Raw genomic sequence first — 25,486 nt, 5'->3', positions numbered from 1 at the left:
CCTTGCCTGGGTGGGTCAGCAGGTGGGCAGGTCCTTGATGTCGTCGCCGCCCTCCAGGTTGAGCCAGGCCCAGGGGATGTAGTTCTTCCCCTTGTAGTCGACCTGCACCCACCAGGTGCTCTGCTTCTGGTTGTTGTAGATCCAGGAATCGACGTTCTCGCCCGACTTCTTGCAGTACGCCTTCAGCCGGGTGCCGGGCTTCGCCCAGCCGGCCTGCTGGTCGTTGTCCTGCCGGGTGACCTTGAAGACCTCGTTGCCGTTGCGGCCGTCAACGTTCCTGTCGCAGTACGTGCGCTGTTCGCCGTCCGGCCCGTTCTTGCAGGTCGCGATGCCGTAGAGGGCGTCGGTCGCCTGGGCGCGGGTGCCGGTGCCCTTGCCGGCGGCGTTGCTCGCGGTCACGGTGAACGTGTACGCCGTGCCCGGGGTCAGGCCCGTCATCGTGATGCTGGAGCAGTTGCCGGACTTCGCCGGCTCACCGCCCGTGCTCAGCGAGCAGGTCGCCTTGCCGCCGCCGGCGTCCACGGTGAACGTCACCGTCGCCGACGTGGCGGTCGCGGAGGAACCGGTCACGGTGACACGGGGCTCGGCCACCGTACGGGCCGTGGCGGTGGCCTCCGGGCCGGGGCCGGCCTCGTTGACCGCCCGCACCTTCACGGTGACGTTCTGGCCGTTGCCCAACCCGTCCACCGTGGCCCGGGTGTCGGTCACCTCGCTGCTGCGCCCGCCCACGTCCACGACGTACTTCGTCACCGGCCGGCCGTTGGCCACCGCCGGGGACCACTGCACCGCGACGGAGCCCGGCCGGTCGGCCACAGTGGTCGATCGCAAGTCGGTCGGCCGCTCCGGCGGCGCGTACGGCACGACGGTGTTGCTCACCGGCGAGGCCGCCGAGCCCGCGCCCCGGTCGTTGACCGCCACCACCGTGAACGCGTACTGCGTGCCGTACTCCAACTCGCCCGCGGGCACCACCAACTCGGTGCGGCGGGACTCGCCGGCCGGGGCGTTGGTGCCCGCCGACGTGGCCGTGACCACGTACTTCGCGATCCTGTTGCCCTGCCCGTTGGCGGCCGGCCACTTCACCAGCACCGTGCCGTCCGGGCGCTCCTGGGCGGTGACGGCGGCCGGCGGGTCCGGCACCGCGGCCGTCGGCGTCACCGGGTTGCTGGTGCGCGCGGGACCGTCGCCCTTCGCGTTGACCGCGTGCACCGAGAACCGGTACGTCTCACCGTTGGTCAGGCCTTTGATCTCCACGGCCCGCTGGTTGGCGCCCACCTGCACGCGCTGGCCGGCGCCCTGCACCACGTACCGGACGATCTCCGCCCCGTTGGCCGGAGCCGGCCGCCAGCTCACCCGGGCCTGCGCGTTGCCGGCGGCGGCGGTGACGCCGCGCGGGGCGCCCGGCTTGCCCACCTCGGGCTTCTTCGGCGGGGGCGGCGGCGGGGGAGCCGGCGGCGGGTCGCCGCCGAGCACGTCGTTGGCGTACTTGTCGACCTCACGGACCTGGTGCTTGTCGTCCACCACCTGCGCGGTCGCCGAGTCGGGGGCGTTGATGAAGAGGTGGTTCTCCCGCACCTCCAGCTCCAGCGGCCCGGTGCCCCGGCCCCGGATGGTGTCGACGAGCTGGCCGCCGGAGTCGAACGCGTAGACCGTGCCGGACGCCTCGTCGGCGCAGTAGTACCGCCCGGCCCACGCCACGGCCGGGCTGAGCTGGTCGCCCGCGCCCGGCACCGTGAACGCCCGGACCGCGCCACCACTGTCGACCACGTGCACCCGCCGCTCGCCGGGCACCGTCACGGGCACGTCCGGCCCGCTCGTCCGCGCCGGCAGCGCGCCCGGCGCTGCCATCGTCAGCGGCGTGGTCCGGACCTTGCCGCCCTGCACCCGCACCAAAGCACCCGCCGTACGGTCGAGCACCGCGACGCCGTCGTCCAGGGTGGAGAGGACCAGCTCGTGGCTGGCGTCCGCGACGTCGTACGTCTCGACCTTCTTCGGGCTGAGGCCGGCCCCGGCGGGGGCCGCCGACGCGGGCGCGGAGGGCAGCGGCGCGGCGGTGACCGCCGAGACGGTGCCCTCGCTGGGCACCGCGATCCACAGGCGCCCCTCGCCGTCGAAGGACCCGCCGGTGATGCCCGGCGGGTAGCGCACCGGCTCGCCGATCGGGGTCAGCGACCGCGGGTCGAGCTGCCGGACGACACCCTGCACGGCGTCGACGACGAACGCCGCGTCCTCGTGCAGGGCGACGTTGACGCCGAGCCCCGGGGTCGTCCGGGTGGTCGCGGTGATCTGGAGGGTGGCCAGGTCCAGCGAGCTGACCTGCCCGGTGTTCAGGTCCCGCAGGACCAGCAGGCGGTCGGTCTGGGTGACCTGCACCGGGTGCCGGCGGGCGCCCGGGACCCCGACGCGGGTGTCGACCCGCGCGGTGATCCCGTTGACGCGGGCCAGCTCGCTGCGCGCGGCGCTCCACAGCCAGGAACTCGCGTCGTGGCTCGCCACCGCGTTGTCCGCCGCGCCGAGGCCGTGGACGGTGAGCCCCATGGCGGCCAGCAGCGCGGCCACCGTCGCGATGGTGACGACCCCGCCCCGCATCCGGCGGGGCCGGGGACGCGGGGGGCCGGTGCCGGCGTGCCCGGCGTCGTCGATGGTGGCCACTACCGGCTGCCTCCCGTGTCGTCCCTGGCAGGTGGCACGCCATGACGGCGACCCTCCCCTGAGCCGGGTGCCATCATATGGCCGGGTCGGGGGCATGGGAACCCGCACCGTCCCCCTGTGGACACCGAGCGTGTGCGCCGCGCCGTGGTGTCCGGTCAGCTCGACGGCGTGTCGCCCTCCCGTTCCGTGCAGACCTGCCCGGACGTGGCGAACGAGTCCGTCGAGTAGACCGCCAGCACCGTGAAGCAGTAGTCCACCCGCGAGTTCAGCCCGTTGACCGTGTAGCTGGTCCGGCCCGGGTCCACCGTGGCCATCACGCCCAGCGCCTGGCCGGTCCGGCCGCCGGCCACCATGAACGGCACCCCGCCGCCCGCCGGGTCCGTCCAGTTCAGGGTGATCGTCGCCGAGTCGTCCTTCAGCGTCAGCCCGCCCGGCGGGGGACCGGCCGCCGACGCGGACGGCGCGGCCGCAGACGGGGAGCCGGGTCCCGCCGGCGGCGCCGCGTCCCGGTTGAGCACCAGCACGCCCACGCCGACGAGCGCCACCACGGCCAAAACCGCGACGACGACCGCGACGATGACCGCCGTGCGGTTCCGGCCGCCCTCCTCGGGCTCCGGCATCATCGGGTACGCCGGCGGCGGCGGGAAGGCCGGCGCCTGCTGCTGCGCGGGGTGCTCGGCCGTCGACCGGGTCCGCACGGGCTGCGCCTTCATCGGGAACGTCTCGTCGATGTCGAGGTACGCCGGCGGCAGGTCGTCGACCCGCTCCCGCTCCGGCTCCGGCTGCTCCACCTCCTCCCGCTGCCGTTGCGACTCGGCCCGCTCCAGCTCCTCCTCGACGTCGGGCTGCTCGGCGTCGCTGTCGGCGTCGGTGGTCGCGCCCGTGAGCGCCTGCGGGGGAGCCGTGCTGCTCCACGGCGGCGCGGACATGCTCCACGGTGGCGCGCTCACCGGCGGCTGGCCCCCGGGTGGGGCGCTCACCGGCGGCTGAATCCCGGGGGGCGCGCTGAACTGCTGCGGAAGAGCGGGCGGCGCGTTGACCGGCGGTGGCATCACCGACGGTGGGGGCGGGATCGGCGGCAAGGGGGGAACCGGCGGCGTGCTGACGCCCCGCGGCGGTGTGCTGAACGGTGGGCTGCTCGTCGGATGCGCGGGCGGCGCGCTGAACGATGGGCTGCTCGTCGGGTGCGTGGGCGGCGCGCCGAAGGGTGGGCTGCTCGTCGCGTGCGCCGGCGGTGCGCTGACGGGGGGCGTGGGCGGTGCACTGACGGGCGGGCTGCTCGTCGGGTGCGCGGGCGGCGCGCTGACCGGAGGCGTCGGTGGTGCGCTGACGGAGGACGACGGCGGTGCGCTGACCGGTGGTGTGCTGACTGGCGGTGCGCTGATCGGCGCGGCGTGTGCCGCTGCCGGTGGCGTGTCGAGCGGTGGCGTCTCGGATGATCGGGCGGGGCTGACCGGAGCATCCGGTCCGGCGGGAGCACCGGCGGCGCGAGCGATCTCCTCGGCGAGCAGCGGTTCGATCTGCTTGACCTGGATGGTCGGCTTGGCCCATCCGGGCGCCGGCCCCGCCGGGCGCTCCGGCGCCGCCGCCGCCTCCGACGCCGGGGCGGTCGCCTCGGGCGCGGATGCGCGCGGGGCCTCGTCGACGGATCCGGTCAGCCGCGAGGACCGGACGTCCGGCGCGGCAGGCTCGGGAGCCGGCGTGCCCGGTCCGGGTCCCGCGGCGCTGGTCGCACCGGTGGTGGAGGACGGTTCGGCGGCGGGCCTCGCTGTCGTTGCGGGCGGCGTGGTGGTCGACGGGGACTCGGCTCCGGGCGCCGCCGTCCCGGCCGACGGGCCGACGCTCGGGGACGCCTCGTCGGCGGGCCGGTGTCGCGGCGCACCGGCGGGTCCCGTCGGGGGCACCGCAGCCCTCGTCTGCGCGGCCGGCTCGGCGCCGACCGGGGAAGGGACGGGTGGCTTCGGCGCGACCGGCGCGACCGGCGCGACCGGCGCGACCGGCGCGACCGGCGCGACCGGCGTGGCCGGCACGGATGGGGCGGGCGGCTGCGGCGTGGCCGGGGCGGATGGGATAGGTGGCTGCGGCGTGGCCGGCACGGGTGGGGCGGGCGGCTGCGGCGCGGTGACGACGGGAGCGGCGGCCGCGTGACGCGGGAGCGGCGGAGCGGGTGGCGGCACGGCAGGCGGAGACGACACCGGGGCCGCAGTCGCCGGCGGGGCCGGCGGCTGCGCCGTCCTCGGGGCCGGAACGACGGAGGCCACCCCGGCCGACGCGGGCGGGGCGGGACGCGGCGGGCGCTGCGGCGCAGGCGTGGCGGGACCTGGCATCGCCAGCGGTGGGGTCGGTCCGGGGGCAGGCGCCCACGGAGACTGCGGTGACGCCGGTGCGGGGCGCTGCGCCGGGACGACCGGGGGCGGCGGCACCTGAGGGTGCGCCGGGGCGGCGGTGGACGCCGACGGTACGACCGGGGGCGGCGGGATGGGCACCGCCGGGGCGTACGGCGGCTGCGCCGAGGGCGGCACGGCCGGCGGCGGGGGTACGACGGCACGGGCCGGCCCCGGTGGCGCGGGCACGACCGGCGGCGGCGGGATCGTCGGTGGTGGCGGGATCCGCTGCGGCGGGGCGGCGTACGGGGTGGCCTGGCCCCGCCCCGGGGCATGCGGTGTCTGTGGCGGCGCCGGCACATGGGGTGGCGGCGGCGGGGCCCACGCCTGCCGGGGCGGGGCGGGCACCACCGGCGGAGGCGGAACCTGGGCGCCCTGCGGCGGGGCCGGATACGGCTGCGGCGGCACGGGCGGCATCTGCGCCGCGTGGCCGGCCGAGTGAGGCGGCTGCGGGGACGCCGCAGGGTGCGGCGCAGGGGCGACGGGGGTGGCCCGTCCCACGCCGCGTACGCCCGGAACGGGCGGCGGCGGCGGGATCGGCGGGGTGTACGGGGCGGCCGGGGGGCCGCTCACGACGTGCGGTGTCGGCTGCGCGACGGGCGGCTGCGGGGGGCCGGCCGCGGCGGGCTCGTGCGGCCGCCAGGTGGTGGAGAGCACCGCCAGCGACATCGTCGGCTCGGAGAGCGCGGACATGGCGGGCCGCGCGGCCGGCGGGGCGGGCTGAGGGGCGGGAGCGGCGTCGCCGAGATACTGCCGTGCCGTGCGTACCGCAGGATGGTCGGCGCCGAGCACGGCGGGCCCGAGGGCGGCGACGCGGGTGTAGTTACGGCGCGCCTCGTGCCGGTTGCCCAGCTCGTCCGCCACCGCGGCCAGTTCGAAGGAGAGCGCCAGCATCAGCGGGTCGGACGGCGGCCAGAGGCGCTCGCCGGCGGCGAACGCCTCCTCCAGCACGCGCCGGGCGGCACCCGGGTCGTCCGCCTCCCGGTGCAGGCGGGCCAGCAGGTGCGCGGTGCTCAGCACATCCGGGTGGTCCTTGCCGTACGGCGGCCGGGCGGAGCCGACGGCGTCGTTGAGCAGTCGACGGGCGGAGTAGAGATCGCCCGCGGCGCGCAGGGCGAGGGCCCGGTGCTGCACGGCGGCCAGGGGAGAGGGATGGGACACGTGGCCATGCTGCCGCGTGAGGCCTGTCGGACGCTACCCAGGTCCACCGGTTGGCTGCGGCTCATACGGGTCCGGTCACCCGTCCGACCTGCGGCGACCCATCGGCCGGAAGCTGATGTGCATGATCCACCCGGGCCGTGTACAGTAACTCCCCGTGCGGCCCACCAGGGCGGCCGACGGGTGGAAGATCGCCTCGGTCGACACGGTAGGCTGGACGAGCAGGTCCGGGTGGCGGAATGGCAGACGCGCTAGCTTGAGGTGCTAGTGCCCGTATAGGGCGTGGGGGTTCAAGTCCCCCCTCGGACACAAACTTGCGGCATCCATGCCGTCTTCTACGTACTGGTGGTCAGGGCTCCTTGACCACGTGAATCTGATCTTCGCGACCAACTTCGCCGGCCCTGTGTCGGTTGGCGGTGGTGGTCGCTGTGGCTGAGTCTTCTCTGGCTTCTGTCATCCCTCCAGTCCTTCTGCCGGCCCGTGGTCGAAGCAACCCGCGTGACGCCCATGCACCGCTGCGTCGGGCTCCGTGCCGATGCCAGCGCTTGCGCAGCAGCGGTCCGAGGCCAAGGTGTACCGTCTCGCGTCGGTCGATGCCAGTGACCGGATCCGTGATCGAGGCATCGTGCGTGCCCTGGCTTGGGAGCCGGGTGCCCGACTGGAGATCCGCGAGAGAGCTGGCGTCATTGTCGTGCGTCGGGATCCTGGTGGAGTTTTCGCTCTCACCGGTCAGGGGCACCTATTGCTGCCGGCGCCCCACAAGAGAAGCAGGCGGCGGCAATGCGGGGGTACGTCAGAAAGACCGGCGGCCCGTTCGGCGGGGGCGAGGGTGTTGGTCATCGGGATGCCTCCGGCGCGGGGTCGAGTTGGGCCATGAGGGCTTCCACCGGCTAGTTGTCGAACCAGAACACGATGCGCACGTCCTCCGGAGCACCCAGCTTCGCCAGCAGGTCGAGCCGACCGAAGTACCAGTCGTGGAGGAACCCGCGAACCGTCTTCACCTGCGGCTCACCCTCACCACGCTGATCGGCGAACGTCTGATCATAGTCGAACGCCAGCAGTTCAGCAAGGGTCAGCCACGTGTGGCTGTGCCCGTCAACGTTCCAGTCGTCGCTTTTGGCGCGAACCTCGGCGGACACGTCGGCGGGCAGGCCGCGCGGCTCGGCGATGACCGGCGACTCGGAGTAGTTCCGGACGTCGGCGAGGAATCCGAACAGGCCGTAGTCGCGGGCGCCGTCAAACGGGCACTGCTTTTCCTTGGGGAACTCGTTGTCGGGGAAGGTGTTGTCTCCGGCGTAGGCCCAGGTGCCGTTGGTGCGGGTTTCGACGTAGGCGTGGATGTCGGATCCCATGGGTGGCTCCTTCGAGGTGTTGGGCTAGCGTGACCAACAGGGCAACCTGACCCTGCCAAGGTCCAACTTGGGAGAATGGTTCCACCCGCGAACACCGACGGGAACGGCCGACAGGCCGTCGCACTACTTTGGCGCGGGACCGGGATGGCGCTGATCGTCTGCGCGGTGACGAAGTCGTGCTCTGGTCGACGCGTTCGTCGCGAAGGTCGACGAGGACCTCGCCGTCTCCGCCGGGCTCAACCTGGCCGGCCTCACCACGGGTGGAGCGGTATAGGACTGCCTTCACGCAGGTAGGACAACGACCACCGCGCCTCCTGCCGCAGGAGTGGGGTGAGGCGCGGCTCTGCCAGGAATGCCTCGTACAAGGTCGTGCCTCGGCTGGGATCCGTGTCGGCGACGCAGCGGATCGCCGCACTGCGTACCACGAGGTTCTCATCGGCGAGGGCCTGCTCGACCGCCTCCCGGCTCGCCGGGCCGGTGTGCTTGGCCAGTGCCCTGACGGCGTTGACGCGGTGCAGGAAGTCCTTGTGCCGAGCCTGCTCGCAGAGGATGTGCGTAGCGCGGGGGTCGTTGATGTCGCCGAGGATCACGATGTCCGTGGTGCCGACGCGGTTCGGCAGCTGGGCGAGGAACTCCTCGGGCGCGACCGAGGCGGCGATGTGCAGGGCGGCCGACCAGCTGTCGCCCAGCTCCCGGCCGGTGGATTTCGTGACCAGGTTCGCCCTGGCCGTGCCGTAGTAGAGGTCGAAGACGCGTTTCGCTCCGGTGGGCCCGGCAGCGATCAGGGCTTCGTCGGCCCCGGGCTCCCCGTCGAGAACCTTGACGATCACGGCATCGAGACCATCGTTCATCGGCCCATGATGCCATTGATCTTGTCGACTGCATGATGGGGTGCCACAGCCACGGCAACCCGGCCGCCCGGGGAAACCGGATGCGGACGCTGAGCGGGCCGTGCGGGCGCTTGCAGCCGAACATGATCCGCGAGACAGGACCCAGTGGTGGGACAGCGGTCGCCCAGTGCCTGCTCGATGTCCATGGTCCTACTGGCGGTAGCAGGCTCTCGTGCATGGTGGGGAGGTCGCCCAGGGCGCAGCCGAATACAGGCGGTGGTGTCCTCGGGTGCAGGTGTCAGTGCCCGATGACGCCCTGGAGGTCCACGGCGACCTGGATCGCCGCGATGGTCTTGCGCTTATGCAGGTTCTGGACCTTCGCCTGTCCACCCGTCGACAGCAGCGGCACGAAGATGAACGACTCGTCGCAATGCAGCTCGCCGTGCACCGCGACCGCCTCAGGGAAGAGGTCCCAGTGGAGGTTGTCGGAGAGTTCCTCAGGGCCATCCAAATCGACCATGAAAGGAAGTTGCGCAGCGTGGTGTTGAGTCCGCCCAGGCTCTCCTCGAAGACCGTTGCCTCGGCGGCCGCCCACCATGTGGCTACACCCTCCGCGACCTCCCCCGGCCGAGCTCGCGGCGGCGCTGGTCCAGCTCGTCGGCTCCGCTGAGCCGCCGGTGTGCTGGGTGGCCGACGCTGCCACGGCCGCTGTCCCGGAGCAGAAGAGGAAGATCCTGCTCGATCAAGCTGGCGCGCACCAAAGACCTGTCATCGTCGCTCACTCACGACAACGCCTGATCGGCTACCCGCACACTGATCCGGCGGACATCGCCGGTGACGCCAGCAACTGTGGATGCACGCCCACACCCGGCGGCACACCGGGGCGGTGGCTGACGGGGTGGGGCCGGGCGTCTGCCGAGACGACGTGCTCTGGTTGTCCATCCGCAGGCGTACGGTGACCGCCTGGCGCACCGTCCGGTGTCGCGAGCATCCACCGCTCTCCCGATACGGCGGCCGGATCCTCCACGTCGAGAAGCACACGCTGGCGCAGTTCGCGGGCGATGTCTTGCGCCACTGCTGCCTGGGAAAGGGACACGGGCGTCGATGGCGGCCAGATGATGCACAGCCCCATCTCGAAGCCTTCCGGGTAAGGGATGACCTGCACGAATCCGACCGATCCCTCCTGGAGACAAGCCTCCGATTCCAGCGGTAGGCCGCAGGCCCGGGAGCAGGCGAGAACAACAGCCGCATCAGATGCGGCCTGCTCGACGAAGAAGTTCATGAAGTTCTGGTCTGTCATTTCGGGCATATACCCTTGCGGGCCATCATGCGCAGCAATGCCTCCACTCGCCGTCCTCGGCCGTCACCTGCTGCGGTCTCGTGGCGTGCCGATCAATGTGCTTGGGGTCGGTGCCGGGTCAGGCGGCATGGCGCCGGTTTTCGACGGTGCCAGTCAGCGGGTCTTCTTCGTCGCCCGCTTGCGGGGTGGCGTCAACAGGTCGGCGATCGCGGCGATCGCGGACGGCACCAGGCGGTAGTACGCCCAGACGCCGCGCTTTTCACGCTCGAGTAGGCCGGCCTCGGTGAGGATCCGAAGGTGGTGACTCACCGTGGGTTGGGAGAGGCCGAGCGGCGCGGTGAGGTCACTGACGGACGCCTCGCCCTCCGGAGCGGACTGGATCAGGCTGAGCAGTCGCAGCCGGGCCGGGTCGGCGAATGCCTTCAGCACTCCCGCGAGCCGCTCGGCATCGGCGCGCTTGATCGGCTCGCCGGCAAGGGGCGAGATGGCAGGCGTCGTAGTTTTCGCAGTTCCCACGTCTTGCATCGTTGCAGCAACGCCACCGGTAGGCCGGCGAAACGAGGGCTGGATCACGGTGAATGATGTGGTGGTCGTCGGGGGCGGGCAGAGGGCTTGTGGGCCTGACCCGGTTTGACGGACATCCCAGATCAGGGGCTCTCAGCCCCTCGGGAGGATGTTCATCATGGAAGGCATGGGAAGAACCCGCGCCGGCCTCGCAGGGCGTTCACGGCCGGAGTTCAAGGCGGAGATCGGCGGGGTGTTCGGGGACGCCGTTCGATGGCGGCCAGGTATGGGGTGGCCGGGTGGACCGGATCGCGGCTGTCGGTGGTTTCCGAGTGGCCTAACTTGATCTTTAACCTGCTGGGCGGTGGCATCGACCCCGGCTGATCATGAGGACAGCCCTTGATCGATCATTCCTCTTGTCTAGGGAAAAAGATCAAGGGATGTCTCGTATCCCTGATGTCTGTCTGTTGAGGACGATGGGGGCAGGTGATCTCAGTAGCCCGCTCGGCGTGGATCTTCCCGTTCACCGGGCTGTAGCCGCCCGGTTCCGCACGCTGGTCCGGCTGGTCGCCGAGCGTGGCGGTGACGGCATCGCCGACGGCCGGCCGGGCTGACAGTGGGCCCTCGACCGGCCGGATCGGGTGTTGCTGGTCGCCGCGTACTGGCGTACGAACCTGACGATGCGGCAGTCGGCTGCCGTTCCGCTCCGGACGACGGTTCGTGCTGCCCGTTCCGCCTGTCATCGGCAATTATCCAATGGGGCTTCGCCCAGTTCGGAGCGGGTGCGCCGTGCTGCGATTGTCATGGCTCCGGAGTCGACCCGGGTTCGGCCGTTTTTTGCGGCGCGCCCGGCAGACTCATTCCTGGCGACTGTCGGGCCTCATGTGTCGGGAAGGCGTATTCGCTTGCACTGAGCGGGTAGTGGCCGGTGTCGCTCCGTGGGTGGTGCCGGGAAGAGTCGTGACCCATTCGTGCCGGCTGTCTCGCGTGATGTTCCTCCCTCGCCATTCCGATTGGGATTCGGACGTATCCCAGGTTTTCCTGCCACCTTGCCGGCCAACTGCGGGCCGGAGGCGGGAGTGCCGCCCCCGGTTCGGCGCCGAAGAGGGTGGCCTGCCAGATTTTCGTCCACTTTGGTAACTATGCATATTTTGCGGTCAAATTGGCGGTGGCGGCATTGGATGCTTTGCCAGGCCGCCGGGCGTGACTGATAGTTATCGTTTTGCCGGCGCTCGATGCAGATGAGAGGAAGCTGTCCGTTTGGATGATGTTTCCAAGAGACGCGGTGGACCGAGACTGTGCGAGTCACGGTGGCGTGGCTGGCAAATGATCCTTGTTTCAACCCATGGTATTCATGCAGCTGGCGAGTATTGCGCGGACGGTTAGGGCTATTTCCGGAAAGGGTGGGAGCGCTCGGTGTTCCCGCCCGGCGGGTCGGTCCATTGGCTGCGGCGCACCCTCTCCGGGTGGGACCGCCGGCGGCCCGGCCGTCGAGTGGCCGCTGGCCGACGACCAAACGCGGGCTCGGCTGCGATCGCGCAGGGCACGGAGGGACGTTCGGTGAAGTACGGCATCCTGGGACCGCTGGAGGTGGTTCATGGCACCGAAACCGTGCAGCTCGGTGGCCCGCGCGACCGGGTGATCCTGGCGATGCTGTTACTCGAGGCCAACCAGGTGATCCCGGTGGAGCGGCTGATCGACGCGGTCTGGGACGACCCGCCGTCGACGGCACGCGGTCAGGTGCAGATCTGCATCTCCAACCTGCGTCGGCGGCTCCAGGCGGTCAGCGGGCGGGACCTGATCGACACCCGTAGCCCCGGCTATCTGCTCAATGTCGGTCCGGACGAACTCGACCTGCGGGTCTTCGACGCCCGGGTGGCCGAGGCTCGTGACACCGGTGGCCCGCTCGCCGCTGCCGGGTTGCTGCGCGGCGCGTTGGCCCTCTGGCGTGGTCCCGCGTTGTCCGGGATGGACAGCCGGGTGGTCACCTCCTACGTCAGCCGGCTCAACGAGCGCCGGTTGGCGGTGCACGGCGAGTGCATCGACCTGGAACTCCAGGCTGGTAAGCACTACGAGCTGGTCGGCGAGCTGATCGAACTGGTGGACCGGCACCCGCTCCAGGAGCACTTCCGTGCCCAGCTGATGATGGCGCTGTACCGCTCGGGCCGGCAGGCCGAGGCGCTGGAGGGCTACCGCCGCGCCAGCGAGGTGCTGATGGACGAGCTCGGCATCAACCCCGGCGAGGAGCTGCGTCGACTGCACCAGGCCATTCTCGAGGGCGACTGTCCGATTCCGCTCCCGCCGCACGGTTCCGCTGTCGCGGCGACCATCGCCCCGGCAGCGCAGGTGCGGTCGTTGGTGCCGAGCCTGCTGCCGGCGGCGATTCCGGACTTCACCGGCCGGGCCCCGATCGTCGGCGCGATCCGCGCCCAGCTGGGGGAGCAGGGGCAGGTTGAGGCCGATGGGCCGGTGGTGCGGGTCGGGGTGATCGTCGGACCGGGCGGGGCGGGCAAGACCACGCTGGCCGTCCACGTCGCGCACCAGCTCGCCCCGGAGTTCCCCGACGGGCAGCTCTTCGCCCGGCTGCGGGTCGGTGACCGTCCGGCCAATCCTGCGGACATCCTGGAACGCTTCCTGCGGGCCCTCGGCGTGAGCGGTGCGGCGATGCCGGACGGGATCGAGGAACGGGCCGAGCGCTTCCGCGACCTGCTCGGCGGGCGTCGGATCCTGGTCGTGCTGGACGACGCGATGACCGAACAGCAGATCGCGGTGCTGTTGCCGGGCACCGCGAAGTGCTCTGTGATCGTGACCAGCCGTCGCCGGCTCACCGGATTGCCGTCGGTCAACCGGGTCGAACTCGGCGCGCTCAGCCGGGGCAACGCCGTGCAGCTGCTCACCCGGATCGTCGGTCCGGCACGGATCGCCGCCGAACCGTCGGCCGCCGACGAGTTGTGCCGGCTCAGCGGCGACCTGCCGCTGGCGCTGCGCATCGTCGGCGCCCGACTCGCGGCCCGGCCGCACTGGAGCGTGACCGACCTGCTCGAGCGGTTGGTGGACGAGTCCCGCCGCCTGGACGAGCTCAACCACGGCGAGATGGGGGTCCGGGCCAGCATCTCGGTGACCTACGAGGGGCTGTCCGCGGACGCCAAGGTCCTGCTGCGCCGACTCGCCCTGCTGGATTCGCCCAGCTTCGCGTCCTGGGTGGGCGCGCCGCTGCTGGAGACCGACCATCTGCGGGCGCAGGACGCGCTGGAGGAGCTGACCGAGGCGTACCTGATCGACACCGAGCCAGGGCCGGTGGCCGGTCAGCTGCGATATCGCTTCCACGACATCACCCGCCCGTTCGCCCGCGAGAGGTTCGTCGAGGAGGGCCCCGAACAGCGGCGGGCAGCTCTCGAACGCTGGTTCGGCGCGCTGCTGGCGCTGGCCGGTGAGGCGCACCGCCGGGAGTACTCCGACGACGTCCTCGCCCCGAACAGCGGGGCCAGCCGTTGGTCGCTGCCGGCGCCGTTGGTGGACCGGTTGCTGGCGGATCCGCTGGCCTGGTTCGAGCAGGAGCGCGCCACCATCGTCGCCGCCGTCGCCCAGGCCGCCGCCAGTGGGATGGTGGAGCACGCCTGGGACCTGGCGTTGACCGCAGTCACGCTGTTCGAGTCCCGCTCGTACCTCAACGACTGGCGGCAGACCCACGAGGTCGCGCTGAACGCCGCCTGCCGCGCCGGCGACGTGCGGGGTGAGGCGGCGATGCGCTACTCGCTCGGCTCGCTGCACATGTTCGCCCAGCAGAGCGCACCGGCAGCCCGGCAGTTCACGCGTTCCTACGCCCTCTTCGAGGAGTTGGGCGACCGGCTCGGCATGGCACAGGTGCTGCGGAACTCGGCCTACCTCGACCGGGTCAACGGCGACCTGGCCTCGGCCCGCGACCGCTGGGGCCGGGCACTGGAGGCCTTCCAGCTGCTCGGCGACCGGATCGCCGAGGCGCACGTGCTGCACAACCTGGCTCAGATCCACCTCGACTACGGCGAACAGGACGCGGCCTACGAATTGCTGGTCCGGGCCGGGCAGATCTGCGAAGAGGTCGGCAACCGTCGGGTCGGTGCGCAGGTCCGGCACCGGCTGGGTGAGCTGCTGCTGCGCCGGGGGGACCTTGAGGGAGCCGGGGTGGCCTACCGCGGGGTGCTCGACTCGGTGCGGGCCGCCGGCGACCAGATCGGTGAGTGTTACGCCATCCTCGGGCTGGCGGCGGTCGACCATCGACGTGGCGACCTGGCGTCCGCCGCCAGGCGGCTGGCCCGGGCCCAGGCGCTCGCGGTGGCCGCCGGTGACCGGATGGCCGAGAGTCGGGTGGCACACGCGCTCGCCGACGTCGCCTTGGATGCCGGGGAGCTGGGTTCGGCCGCCGAGCACGCCGATCGCGCGGTGCGGATCTTCGGTGAGATAGGCGCTGCGCTGCTCGGTGCCAGCGCGATGGCGTTGCGCGGGCGGATCCACGTGGCCGCCGGTGAGCGGGCCGCCGCCCGGGCCGGTTGGGAGTCCTCCAGGGCGGTGCTGTCCGGGCTCAGCCTGCGCGGTGCGGTCACGCTGCAGGCGCAGCTGCGACGGGATTTGTCCGCACTGGGCGTCGCGGATGCCGATCGGCCCGTCACACCGGTTGGATCAGACGTTGTTCACGCCGGCCGGCCCGCCGGCGGCGAGGAGGCGACCGGGTCCGGGCCGGCCCCACGGGCCTGAGAGCCGCCGCCGCGCCGGGATGGTCGTACCTGACCGTCCCGGCCATCCGGTCTCAGCCCCAGATCGTGTTGCGCTGCGGATCCGCGGGCGGGGTGGGAGATGCCGTGGGCGCTGGCTCCAGGGGTGCCGTGGGAGGTGCCGACGGGGCGGGCACGTGACCGTGGCCGGGATCGGCCGAGGTGATCGGAGCGGCCCAGGACAAGCCGACGTATGCCACCGGTCCGGCCGCCACGGCGCCGAGGAGCACGACGCCGGCAAGGAACCTTCGGGAAACGTTGAACGCCATGGGTACCAACTCTCTGTGCGATAGCCGGCGTTGCCTACGACGGCTCGAACTGGATTGGCTCAGACGCTAGAAAAGCTGGCTATGGTCTCGCTAAAGGCTGGTTTTCGGTCCGGTATCGCCGACCGCGTTGGTGCCATAGCCCACCAGGTGACGCCACTGGCTGAGGTTTGGCGCCGTCCAGACGACCAACCCAACATTCCATGAGGGACAACGAACGGCCAGTTCTTGTCGTCCACCCGGGTATCGATAACAAATCGATGAGCGAACGATATCGGCGTAACCGACCATCGTCCCTGCGGACGCCACCGGCGGCCGACCGGCAGCCGGACCGGCTGCCGGCAACGAGAGGTGGTCTAGCTCATGGTGCTCTCCGTCGAGGTCGTCGACTGCTCGTTCGGCATGGCCGCCGCAGACGTGGGCGTCGTGCTCACCCGGCAGGTCGGGCTGCGGTGGCGGGAGCTGGCCAGCGGCCGCACCGGAACCGATGGTCGGCTTGCCATCTGGACCGAGCCGACCATCGACGCCGGCATCTACCAGCTGGCGGTCGACCTGGACGGCTACTACTCGATCCTCGGCGCCGTACCGCTGCACCCGAGAGCGGTGGTGGAGTTCCGCGTCGCGGACCCGGACGCCGACCTGCACCTGCCGCTGATGGTCACCTCGAACTCGTACCTGAGCTATCGGGGCTGCGGCTGACGGTGCCGGCGGCCGGACCGGCGCCGCGGGTCGCGGTACCGGTCCGGCCGTGCTCGACGTGGCGTCGCCGGAGTGGTCGCCGGTGCTCAGCGACCGGCCGGTGCCGGGCCCTGGCCGGGAAAGAGCGCCGGCTCCGGTACGACGGTGCCGGCGTCATCGAGGCTGCCGAGGCGGGCCTGTGGATCGGTGACCGAGCGCCGCACGGTCTCGGCGATCACCCGCAGGGCCCGCACGACCGCGTCCGCGCCGAGCACGTCGGGATCGACCCGCAGGGTGACGCCGATCCACTGCTGCCCGTCGCCGTGCACCCGGGCGTAGAACGGATGCCCGGCATTTCGCGGCGGAACGTCCCAGCTCAACTCGGCGGTACCGGCGGAGCGGGCGTCGTCCGGCACCTCGCGCGGCGGCTCGGAGATGTAGTTGAACCAGCAGTCGTGCGTGAACCGGGTGCCGTCCGGGCTGCCGATCTCCTTGGCCAGTTCCTCGGCCCGGTCCACGTCGTAGCTGCCGCTGCGGTAGGCCAGCATCGCGTTGAAGTGGGTCCGCTTCAGGTACTGCGCCAGCGTGCTGTCCGGATCGACCCGGCAGACCAGCGGGACCAGTTGGTTGAGGGTGCCGATCAGCGGCTGCCACTCGGGATCGAACCGGTTCGCCGACATCAGACTCATCATGATCCGGTCCCGGTCGACGAACTGGGCGAGCGCGACGGCGGTCGCCGCCATCACCACGCTCTGCTGCGAGACACTGTGCGCCTTCGCCGCCTGGGCCACCAGCACAGCGAGGTGGTGTGAGCGGAGGGTGGCCTGGATCCGTCGCTCGGCCGCGCGGCCTGTCGGCGGTGCGGGCAGGTTGCGTACGGGGCCGTCGGTCAGCAGCCGCTGCCAGTAGGTCTCGGCACGTCGGCGACGGGACTGCCAGGAATCGCTGCGCTGCGCCAGGGCCAGCTCACGGCTGCGCGGCGCCGGTGCCGAGCCGGCACCGGGGTCGGCCACGACGGCCCGGAACTGCTGCTCCAGCTCCTGGATCGCCCACAGGTCGACGACCATGTGCGACAGCGACAGGGCCAGGAACTGCGGCTGCCCCGCCACGCTGACGAGCCGGCCGTGCCAGCCGGGATCGTCGAGCACCGGGAACGGCACCTGGTGCAGCGCGCGCAGGGTGGCGGCCGGGTCCGCCGGGTCGCGTACGGCGTGGTCGACCTGCTCGATCCGCAGCGGCAGCTGGTCGTGGATCCGCTGCACCGGCTGGTCGTCGACGACGTGATAGGTGGTCCGTAGCGACTCGTGCCGTCGCGCCAACGCGCCCAGCGCGCCCAGCACGGTGTCGGCGGTGAGGCCCCGGACGTCCCAGGTCGCCGGGACGTTGACCTCCATCAACCGGTCGGTGGCGAACGTCTCCATCGACCGCCAGGTCGACAGCTGTCCGTAGGTGAGTGGAGCGTCGATCGCCACGCTGACTCCTTCGAGGTCGGGGGTGGCCGCGCCCGGTCGAAACCCGGGCCTCGCCGGGCGCGGCGACGAGGTGCGACGGTCACCCGGCGAGGCTGGGCGACCGTCAGGTGCAGACGACCAACGACCGGTGTCCGGCACTGCGCATGTTCATCACCTCCTCCGCGGTGATCCGTGTCCGGGAACCGGACCGGCCACTACGGCCGGCGGCATCCCATCGGCGGTGCGATACGCATGTTAAGACCTACTCATAAGGCATTTGGTCAGGTCAACAGCGGCACTCTGGCAGCTTGTTACCGTCGCTTAATTGCCACTCGGAATAGGGCTGTACCAGCCTTGACGCCCACGCCGGCGGAGCAGACGATTCAAGCGCGTCTTCCAGGTCGGAGAACGGCCGGCGCGAAACATCTCCTCGGTATGACCGGATCGGTGCGGCGTTCCTTCTGGCCGTAAATCGGAAACGAACCGGGGCGGTGGCTGTCCACGAATGCACTGCGACGGGTGGGTGAGCGGATGTCTTCCTCGGTCAGCGGATCTGCGGCCATGGAGCCGGTGGCCGTCATCGGTATGTCCTGCCGGCTGCCTCGCGCCGCCGACGCCGACCAGTTCTGGCAGCTGCTGCGTGCCGGCGGGGACGCCGTCGCCGACGCTCCGGCGCACCGCTGGGCCGAGCAGTCCGAGTTCCGCCGCGGTGGCTTCCTCGACGAGGTCGACCGGTTCGACGCCAGCTTCTTCGGCATCTCGCCGCACGAGGCGACGGCGATGGACCCGCAGCAGCGCCTGATGCTCGAACTGTGCTGGGAGGCGCTGGAACACGCCCGGATCGCGCCGAGCGTGCTGCGCGACGCCGCCGTCGGAGTCTTCGTCGGTGCCATCGCGGCGGACTACGCGAACCTGCACGACCGGCTCGGTGCCCGTACCCTCGGCCCGCACACCCTCACCGGCACCCAGCGTGGCCTGATCGCGAACCGACTGTCCTACCTGTTCGGACTGCGCGGGCCGAGCCTGACCGTCGACGCCGGTCAGTCGTCGTCGCTGCTCGCCGTGCAGTTGGCCTGCGACGAGCTGCGCCGCGGCGGCGCGACGGTGGCGATCGCCGGCGGGGTGAACCTCAACCTGCTGCCGGAGACCAGCGCGGTGATCGGCCGGTTCGGCGCGCTCTCCCCGGACGGCCGTTGCTACACCTTCGACCACCGCGCGAACGGCTACGTCCGCGGCGAGGGTGGTGGGCTGGTCGTGCTCAAGGCGCTCTCCGCGGCGCTCGCCGACGGCGACCCGGTGCACTGCGTGATCCTCGGCGGCGCGGTCAACAACGACGGCGGCGGTGCCGGGCTGACCGTCCCGAACCCGGTCGCCCAGACCGAGGTGATCCGGTTGGCCTGCCACCGGGCTGGGGTGGCCCCGGCCGACGTGCAGTACGTGGAGCTGCACGGCACCGGCACCCCGGTTGGCGACCCGATCGAGGCGGCGGCCCTGTCCGCCGCGCTCGCCGCCGGCCGGCCGGCCGGCCGACCGCTGCTGGTCGGCTCGGTCAAGACCAACATCGGTCACCTGGAAGGCGCCGCCGGCATCGCCGGCCTGCTCAAGACCATCCTCGCCATCAGCCACCGACGACTGGTGCCCAGCCTCAACTTCGAGGCCCCGCACCCGCTGATCAAGCTCGACGAGCTCAACCTGCGGGTGGTCTGCGCCGAACGCGACTGGCCCGCCGCCGACCGGCCGCTGGTCGCCGGGGTCAGCTCCTTCGGAATGGGCGGCACCAACTGCCACCTGCTGCTGGCCGAGGCGCCGCCCCGCCGCGCGGTGCACCGGGACCGCGCCCCGAGCGCCGACGCGCCGTGGTTGCTGTCGGCCCGTACCGCACCGGCGCTGCGCGCCCAGGCCGCCGCGTTGTCCGGCCACGTCACCGCCGACCCGTCGGTCGAGCCGGCTGACGTCGCGTACTCGCTGGCCCGCACCCGGGAGCGGTTCGAGCACCGGGCGGTCGTGCTCGGCGCCGACCGGCACGAGCTGCTCGCCGGCCTCGACGCGCTCGCCACCGGCCGCCCTGCCGACGCCGTCGTCGCCGGCCGGGTGGCCACCGGCCGGCGGGTGTTCGTCTTCCCCGGCCAGGGCTCGCAGTGGCCGGCGATGGCCCGCGAACTGCTCGCCCACTCGCCGGTCTTCGCCGACCGGCTCACCGCCTGCGCGCAGGCGCTCGCGCCGTACGTCGACTACCCGCTGCTCGACGTGCTGCGCGAGGTGCCCGGCGCGCCGAGTCTGGACCGGGTCGACGTGGTGCAGCCCGCGCTCTGGGCGGTGCTGGTCTCGCTGGCCGAGCTCTGGCGCTCGCACGGGGTCGAGCCGGACCTGGTCGTCGGCCACTCGCAGGGCGAGATCGCGGCCGCGACCGTGGTCGGCGCGCTGTCGCTGGCCGACGGGGCGCGGGTGGTCGCGCTGCGCAGCCGGGCCATCGCCGCGGTCTCCGGCGGCGGCGGAATGGCCTGGATCGGCTCCCCGGTCGACCTGCTCGTCGAGCGGCTGCGGGCCACCACCGGGGTGAGCCTGGCGGCGGTGAACGGGCCGCGCTCGGCGGTCGTCTCCGGCGACCTGCGACAGATCGGGCGGCTGCGCGAGGCGATCGAGGCGGACGGGCACCGGACCAAAGACGTGCCGGTGGACTACGCCTCGCACTCGCCCGCGGTCGACGGTCTGCGCGACGAGATCGTCGAGGCGTTGGCCCCGATCCGGCCGCGTTCCACCACCGTCCCGTTCGTCTCCACCGTGACCGGCGAGCCGATCGACACCGCCGAGCTCGACGCCGACTACTGGTTCCGCAGCCTGCGCCAGCCGGTCCGGTTCGACCAGGCGACCAGGACCGCGCTGCGCCTCGGCGGCGCGCTGTTCATCGAATGCAGCCCGCACCCGGTGCTCACCGCCAGCATCGAGGAGACCGCCGAGGAACTGGAGTCCGACGCGCTGGCCGTGGGCACCCTGCGCCGCGACGACGGCGGCCAGGCCCGACTGCGGCACGCGCTGGCCCAGGCGTACGTCGGTGGGGCCGATGTCGACTGGGACGCGTACTGCGTCCGGCCCGACGCCCGGCCGGTCGACCTGCCGACGTACCCGTTCCAGCGGGAGCGGTACTGGCTCGGCGACGCCGCGCGCCCGAATGGGCAGGACGTCGCCACGGCGGTGCCGCAGACCGCCGCGCCGGCCGGGACAGCACCACCCGCGGCGTCCCGGCGGGAACTGCGTGACCTGGTACTGGCGACGGCGGCGGCCGTCCTCGGACATCGTGACGCCGCCGAACTCGACCCGGTACGCACCTTCAAGGAGCTGGGCTTCGACTCGGTGAGCACGGTCGAGCTGCGGCACCGGCTGCGCGCCGCGACCGGGCTGCGCCTGCACACCACCGTCGTCTTCGACCACCCCACCCCGAACCGGCTCGCCGAACACCTGCACGCCGCGCTGGGCCAGCCCCCGGCGGGCACCGGCGGAGCTCAGGTCGACGCCGGCCACCGCGCCGGCCGGGACAGCGAACCGATCGCCGTCGTGGCCATGGGCTGCCGCTACCCCGGTGGGGTCAACTCCCCCGAAGAGCTGTGGCGGCTGATCTCGACCGGCACCGACGCGATCTCCGCGCTGCCCACCAACCGGGGTTGGGACCTGGACACCCTCTACGGCGCCGGCCCGGGGCGGCCCGGCACCTGCGCCACCCGGTACGGCGGCTTCCTGCACGACGCGGACCTCTTCGACGCGGCGTTCTTCGGTGTCAGCCCCCGCGAAGCGCTGGCCATGGACCCCCAGCAGCGGCTGCTGCTCGAGGTGGCCTGGGAGGCGTTCGAGCGGGCCGGCATCGACCCGGCCGACCTCGCCGGCTCGGCGACCGGGGTGTACGTCGGTGCGATGGCCACCGACTACGGTCCCCGGCTGCACCTGCAGACCGGGGCCGCCGAGGGGCACCTGCTCACCGGGACCGCGCTGAGCGTGGCTTCCGGCCGGATCGCCTACACCTACGGTTTCCAGGGCCCAGCGGTCACCGTCGACACCGCCTGCTCCTCGTCACTGGTCGCCATCCAGCTCGCGCTCGAGGCGTTGCGTCGCGGCGACTGCCCGCTCGCCCTGGCCGGCGGGGTGACCCTGATGGCCAACCCGGGCAACCTGGTGGAGTTCAGTCGGCAGAACGGGCTGGCCGTGGACGGCCGGGCCAAGGCGTTCGCCGCCTCGGCCGACGGGACCGCCTTCGCCGAGGGCGCCGGGGTGCTGCTGCTGGAACGGCTCGACGACGCGCGCCGCAACGGGCACCCGGTGCTCGCGGTGCTGCGCGGTGGCGCGGTCAACCAGGACGGCGCCAGCAACGGGCTGACCGCGCCGAACGGCCTGGCCCAGGAACAGGTCATCCGGCTGGCACTGGCCGACGCCGGACTCGGCGCCCAGGACGTGGACGTCGTCGAGGCGCACGGCACCGGCACCGTGCTGGGCGACCCGATCGAGGCGCACGCGATCCAGGCGACGTACGGCGAGAACCGGACCGGGCAGCCGCCGGTCTGGCTCGGCTCGGTGAAGTCGAACATCGGGCACACCCAGGCCGCCGCCGGGGTGGCCGGTGTGATCAAGATGGTGCAGGCGATGCGGTACGGCGTACTGCCCCGCTCGCTGCACTGCGAGGAGCCGACCACCAAGGTCGACTGGGACTCCGCCGGGGTCAGGCTGCTGACCGAGCAGCGACTCTGGCCGGCGACGGGGCGGCCGCGGCGCGCCTCGGTGTCGAGCTTTGGCATCAGCGGTACCAACGCGCATCTCATCCTGGAGTCGGCCGAGCCGGCCGAGCACCCGGACGAGGCCGGGCCGGCGACCGGCGACCCGCTGCCCTGGGTGCTCTCCGCGCGGACCGGTGACTCGCTGCGCGCGCTGGCCGAGCTGCTGCGCGGGTACGCCACGGACGCCCCGGACGCGGATCTCGGTGCCGCCGCCGCCGTACTGGCCGGCCGCGTCGCCTTCCCGCACCGGGCGGTCGTGTTCGGCGCCGACCGGCCTGGACTGTGCGCCGCACTGGCCGATCTCGCCGCCGGTACGCCGAACCCGGCGGTGCTGACCGGCGTCGCCACGAACCGTCCCGGGCCGGTCGCGGCGGACGGCCAGCCAGCCGAGGCCGAGCCGGGCGTCGACGGGGCCGGTTCCGACGCCCTCAGCGCCGCCGCCCGGGCCTGGGTCGATGGCGAGCCGGTCGGCTGGGCGCGGCTGCTCGGTCTTCCGACGCATCGTCCCGAGCTGCCGAGCTACCCCTTCGAGCGCCGGCGCTACTGGCTCTCCGACGCGCCCCAGCCGGCCACCGAGACGGTCCGGCACCCGCTGCTCCGCTCGGCGGTGCCGGTGGCCGAGAACGGCGGGCTGCTGCTCGGTGGGCGGCTGTCCGACACCGACACGCCCTGGCTGGTCGACCACATGATCGCCGGGCGGGTGCTGCTGCCCGGTACCGCCTTCGTGGAGTTCGGGCTCGCCGCCGCCGCCGCGGTCGGCGCCGACCGGCTCGCCGAGCTGACCCTGCACGCCCCGCTGGTGCTGGCCGAGGCGGCAGCCGCGGAGCTGCAGATCTGCCTCGGCGAGGCCGAGGCGGACGGTCGCCGTACGCTCAGCATCCACTCCCGGCCGGTCGGTGAGGCCGAGGCCGAGTGGACCCGGCACGCCAGCGGGTCGGTGGCCCCCGCGACCGCCGACCCGACGTCCGAACCGCTCACCGTCTGGCCGCCGGCCGGTGCCGAGCCGATCGATCTGGCCACCGCGTACGCCGACCTGGCCGCGGCCGGTTACCAGTACGGCCCGGCGTTCCGGGGACTGGTCGCCGCCTGGCGGTGCGGCGCTGACCGGTACGCCGAGGTGCGGTTGCCCGATGTCGGCGGCGCGCGTGACTACCGCATCCACCCGGCCCTGCTGGACGCCGCCCTGCACCCGCTGGTGCTCGACACCGGGGCCGGCGACGGCGGACTCCGGCTGCCGTTCGTCTTCTCCGACGTGCGGGTCACCGGGGCCGGCGCCGACCGGCTGCGGGTCCGGCTGAGCCCCGGCGCGGACGGCGCCGTCGCGCTGACCCTCCACGACGGCACCGGCCAGCGGATCGGTGCGGTGGCCGCGCTCAGCATGCGCAGTGTGCCGCCGGGCACCGAGCTGACCGCACCGGGCGCCTCCGGGCCGGGCCTGCACGACCTGCGCTGGGTCCCCGCCGGTACGCCGCAGGCGCAGCTCGCCGGCCGGAGCTGGGCGGTGCTCGGCGACACCGGAGCGGCCGACGCGATCCGCGCCGAGCTGGACGCCGCCGGGGTGACCGTCTCTCGGCACCACGACCTCGCCGCGCTGGCCGGGCCGGACGCCGGTACGGTGCCGCCGGTCGTGCTGGTGCCGCTGCCCGACGAGGACGACCTCGAACCGGCGGGCCGGGCCCGGACCCACCTGCACCACGTCCTCGGGCTGCTGCGCCAGTGGCTGGGCGAGGCCCGGTTCACCGGCGCCCGGCTGGTCCTCCTGGCCGGGCACCGGTCGGTGGGCACGGCCGCGGTGTGGGGGCTGGTACGGACCGCGCAGGTCGAGCACCCCGGCCGGTTCGTGCTGGCCGACCTGCCCGGCGGTGGCGACTCCGCCGGCCGGTGGCAGCGGCTGGCCGCCGCGTTGGACGCCGGTGAACCGCAGTTCGCCGTGGCCGACGGCGCGCTGCTGGTGCCCCGGCTCGCCCGCCGGGAGTCCCGGCCCGGCCCGCTGGTGGACCTCGGCTCGGGCACGGTCCTGGTCACCGGGGGCACCAGCGGCCTGGGCGCGCTCGCCGCGGCCCGACTGGTCGAGCGGCACGGCGTGCGCGACCTGCTGCTGACCTCCCGTCGGGGCGAGAGCGCCGACGGCGTCGCCGAGCTGGTACGGCGGCTGACCGGGCTCGGTGCGTCGGTCCGGGTGGCGGCCTGTGACGTGGCCGACCGGGCGGCGTTGACCGGGCTGCTGGCCACGATCCCGCCGCGGCGACCGCTGGTCGGCGTGGTGCACGCGGCCGGGGTGCTCGGTGACGCCACGGTGGACCGGCTCGACGCGTCTGCGCTGGACCGGGTGCTCCGCCCGAAACTCGACGCCGGCTGGCTGCTGCACGAGCTGACCGCCGAGCTGCCGGTACGGATGTTCGTGCTCTTCTCCTCGGTGGCCGGCCTGCTGGGCAACGCCGGACAGGCCAACTACGCCGCGGCCAACGCCTTCCTCGACGCCCTGGCCGGTCACCGGCGCGACCTCGGCCTGCCGGGTACCTCGATCGCCTGGGGCCTGTGGGGGGTCCGGACGCAGATGACGGAGGGTCTCTCGGCCGCCGACGAGGCCCGGCTCGCCCGCGCGGGTCTGGCCGGCCTGAGCCAGCGGCAGGGACTGGAACTGTTCGACGCCGCGCTGCGCGACGCCGGGCAGGGCGACCCGCTGGTGGTCGCCGCCCGCTGGGAGCCGGCCGGCCTGCGGGCCCGGCTGGACGCAGGTGGCGAGTCACCGGCGATCCTGCGGCAACTACTGGGTGCCGGCCGCCGGGCGGCGCCCGCCAGCCCGGCCGGCACCGTGCTGGCGGGTGCCGCCGGTGTCGTGCCCGGCGCCACCGGCCCGGCGGCCGCCGCCAGGCTGGCCGACCAGCTGGCGGGGCTGGACCACACCGAGGGCCGCCAACTGGTGCTGGACCTGGTCGGGCGGACCGTGGCGCTGGTGCTGGCCTACGGCCCGCAGGACACCGTCGAGGCCGACCGGCCGTTCACCGAACTCGGACTGGACTCGCTGTCCTCGATGGACCTGCGCGACCGGCTCGCGGCCGACACCGGTCTGCCGCTGCCCGCGACGCTGGTCTTCAACGAGCCGACCACCGAGGACGTGGCCGACTGGATCCTGCGCGAGCTGATGCCCGCCCCGCCGGCCGCCGACGAGCTGCTGCGCGAGGCGCTGGACCGGGTCACCGCCCGCCTGGCCGACGCCGACCCGGACGAACAGGACCGGGTGACGGCCGTGCTGCGGGCCGCGCTGCACCGGTTCGACGGCGGGCGCGACCAACAACCGGACACCCCGGCCCTGGCGCCGGTACTGACGTCGGCCCGCCTGGGCACGGCCTCTGACGAGGATCTCTTCAATTTCATCGACAGCCAGCTCTGAAACCACACCGGA

The 25,486-nt window shown here is 72.9% G+C and carries 13 protein-coding genes, 1 tRNA gene and 2 pseudogenes; 7 read left to right on the top strand and 9 right to left on the bottom strand.

The window, feature by feature from the left end:
• Positions 1–15 precede the first annotated feature (15 nt).
• Both OG989_RS27900 and OG989_RS27895 read right to left on the bottom strand, forming a co-directional pair.
• Positions 16–2,649, bottom strand: a complete 2,634-nt coding sequence (locus tag OG989_RS27900; protein WP_442791888.1) for a fibronectin type III domain-containing protein — start codon at positions 2,647–2,649, stop codon at positions 16–18.
• 155 nt (positions 2,650–2,804) lie between these two features.
• Positions 2,805–3,599, bottom strand: a complete 795-nt coding sequence (locus OG989_RS27895; RefSeq protein WP_327031245.1) for a fibronectin type III domain-containing protein — start codon at positions 3,597–3,599, stop codon at positions 2,805–2,807.
• A 148-nt stretch (positions 3,600–3,747) separates the two neighbouring features.
• Here OG989_RS27895 and OG989_RS27890 point away from each other — a divergent pair, with 148 nt between their 5' ends.
• Complete coding sequence (locus tag OG989_RS27890; RefSeq protein ID WP_327031289.1) at positions 3,748–4,797, top strand: hypothetical protein; 1,050 nt, start codon at positions 3,748–3,750, stop codon at positions 4,795–4,797.
• A 297-nt stretch (positions 4,798–5,094) separates the two neighbouring features.
• The gene (locus tag OG989_RS27885; protein ID WP_327031288.1) at positions 5,095–5,475 is read left to right on the top strand and encodes a hypothetical protein; all 381 of its coding nucleotides are present in this window, start codon (positions 5,095–5,097) and stop codon (positions 5,473–5,475) included.
• Between the two features lie 280 nt (positions 5,476–5,755).
• Here the strand turns inward: OG989_RS27885 and OG989_RS31995 are convergent.
• Positions 5,756–6,194 (bottom strand): annotated as a pseudogene (locus tag OG989_RS31995) (tetratricopeptide repeat protein); the annotation flags it as partial.
• A gap of 222 nt (positions 6,195–6,416) precedes the next feature.
• Between OG989_RS31995 and OG989_RS27875 the strand changes: the two are divergent.
• Positions 6,417–6,500: transfer RNA gene (locus OG989_RS27875), tRNA-Leu, on the top strand.
• Between the two features lie 581 nt (positions 6,501–7,081).
• On the opposite strand, the gene OG989_RS27870 is transcribed toward OG989_RS27875, so the two are convergent.
• The 5 genes from OG989_RS27870 to OG989_RS27850 form a co-directional block, all read right to left on the bottom strand.
• A complete protein-coding gene (locus OG989_RS27870) occupies positions 7,082–7,543 on the bottom strand; it encodes a hypothetical protein (RefSeq protein WP_151452368.1) in 462 nt (153 codons plus the stop codon).
• Positions 7,544–7,794: 251 nt separating this feature from the next.
• Positions 7,795–8,394 carry a HEAT repeat domain-containing protein gene (locus tag OG989_RS27865; RefSeq protein ID WP_151452366.1) on the bottom strand — a complete coding sequence of 200 codons (600 nt, stop codon included), beginning with the start codon at positions 8,392–8,394 and terminating at the stop codon, positions 7,795–7,797.
• Between the two features lie 277 nt (positions 8,395–8,671).
• Entirely contained in the window at positions 8,672–8,893 is a 222-nt protein-coding gene (locus OG989_RS27860; protein WP_225851872.1) for a T6SS immunity protein Tdi1 domain-containing protein, read from the bottom strand.
• Between the two features lie 282 nt (positions 8,894–9,175).
• Entirely contained in the window at positions 9,176–9,673 is a 498-nt protein-coding gene (locus OG989_RS27855) for a hypothetical protein (RefSeq protein ID WP_327028963.1), read from the bottom strand.
• 153 nt (positions 9,674–9,826) lie between these two features.
• Positions 9,827–10,198: an ArsR/SmtB family transcription factor gene (locus OG989_RS27850; protein WP_151452385.1), complete on the bottom strand. Its 372-nt coding sequence runs from the start codon at positions 10,196–10,198 to the stop codon at positions 9,827–9,829.
• Between the two features lie 465 nt (positions 10,199–10,663).
• Here OG989_RS27850 and OG989_RS27845 point away from each other — a divergent pair.
• From OG989_RS27845 to OG989_RS27835, 3 genes and pseudogenes are all read left to right on the top strand, one after another.
• Positions 10,664–10,923: pseudogene (locus OG989_RS27845) on the top strand (IS5/IS1182 family transposase); the annotation flags it as partial.
• 814 nt (positions 10,924–11,737) lie between these two features.
• Positions 11,738–14,908: an AfsR/SARP family transcriptional regulator gene (locus tag OG989_RS27840; RefSeq protein WP_327028962.1), complete on the top strand. Its 3,171-nt coding sequence runs from the start codon at positions 11,738–11,740 to the stop codon at positions 14,906–14,908.
• Between the two features lie 646 nt (positions 14,909–15,554).
• Entirely contained in the window at positions 15,555–15,890 is a 336-nt protein-coding gene (locus OG989_RS27835; RefSeq protein WP_151452362.1) for a hydroxyisourate hydrolase, read from the top strand.
• 86 nt (positions 15,891–15,976) lie between these two features.
• On the opposite strand, the gene OG989_RS27830 is transcribed toward OG989_RS27835, so the two are convergent.
• Positions 15,977–17,341 carry a condensation domain-containing protein gene (locus OG989_RS27830; protein ID WP_327028961.1) on the bottom strand — a complete coding sequence of 455 codons (1,365 nt, stop codon included), beginning with the start codon at positions 17,339–17,341 and terminating at the stop codon, positions 15,977–15,979.
• A gap of 510 nt (positions 17,342–17,851) precedes the next feature.
• Between OG989_RS27830 and OG989_RS27825 the strand changes: the two genes are divergently transcribed.
• A complete protein-coding gene (locus OG989_RS27825; RefSeq protein WP_327028960.1) occupies positions 17,852–25,474 on the top strand; it encodes a type I polyketide synthase in 7,623 nt (2,540 codons plus the stop codon).
• Positions 25,475–25,486: the final 12 nt, after the last annotated feature.

It is taken from the genome of Micromonospora sp. NBC_01740, assembly GCF_035920365.1.
In the GTDB taxonomy this organism is placed as follows: Bacteria; Actinomycetota; Actinomycetes; order Mycobacteriales; family Micromonosporaceae; genus Micromonospora; species Micromonospora reichwaldensis.
The sequence above is the reverse complement of the archived record's forward strand: the minus strand, read 5'-3'. Positions and strand labels throughout refer to the sequence as shown.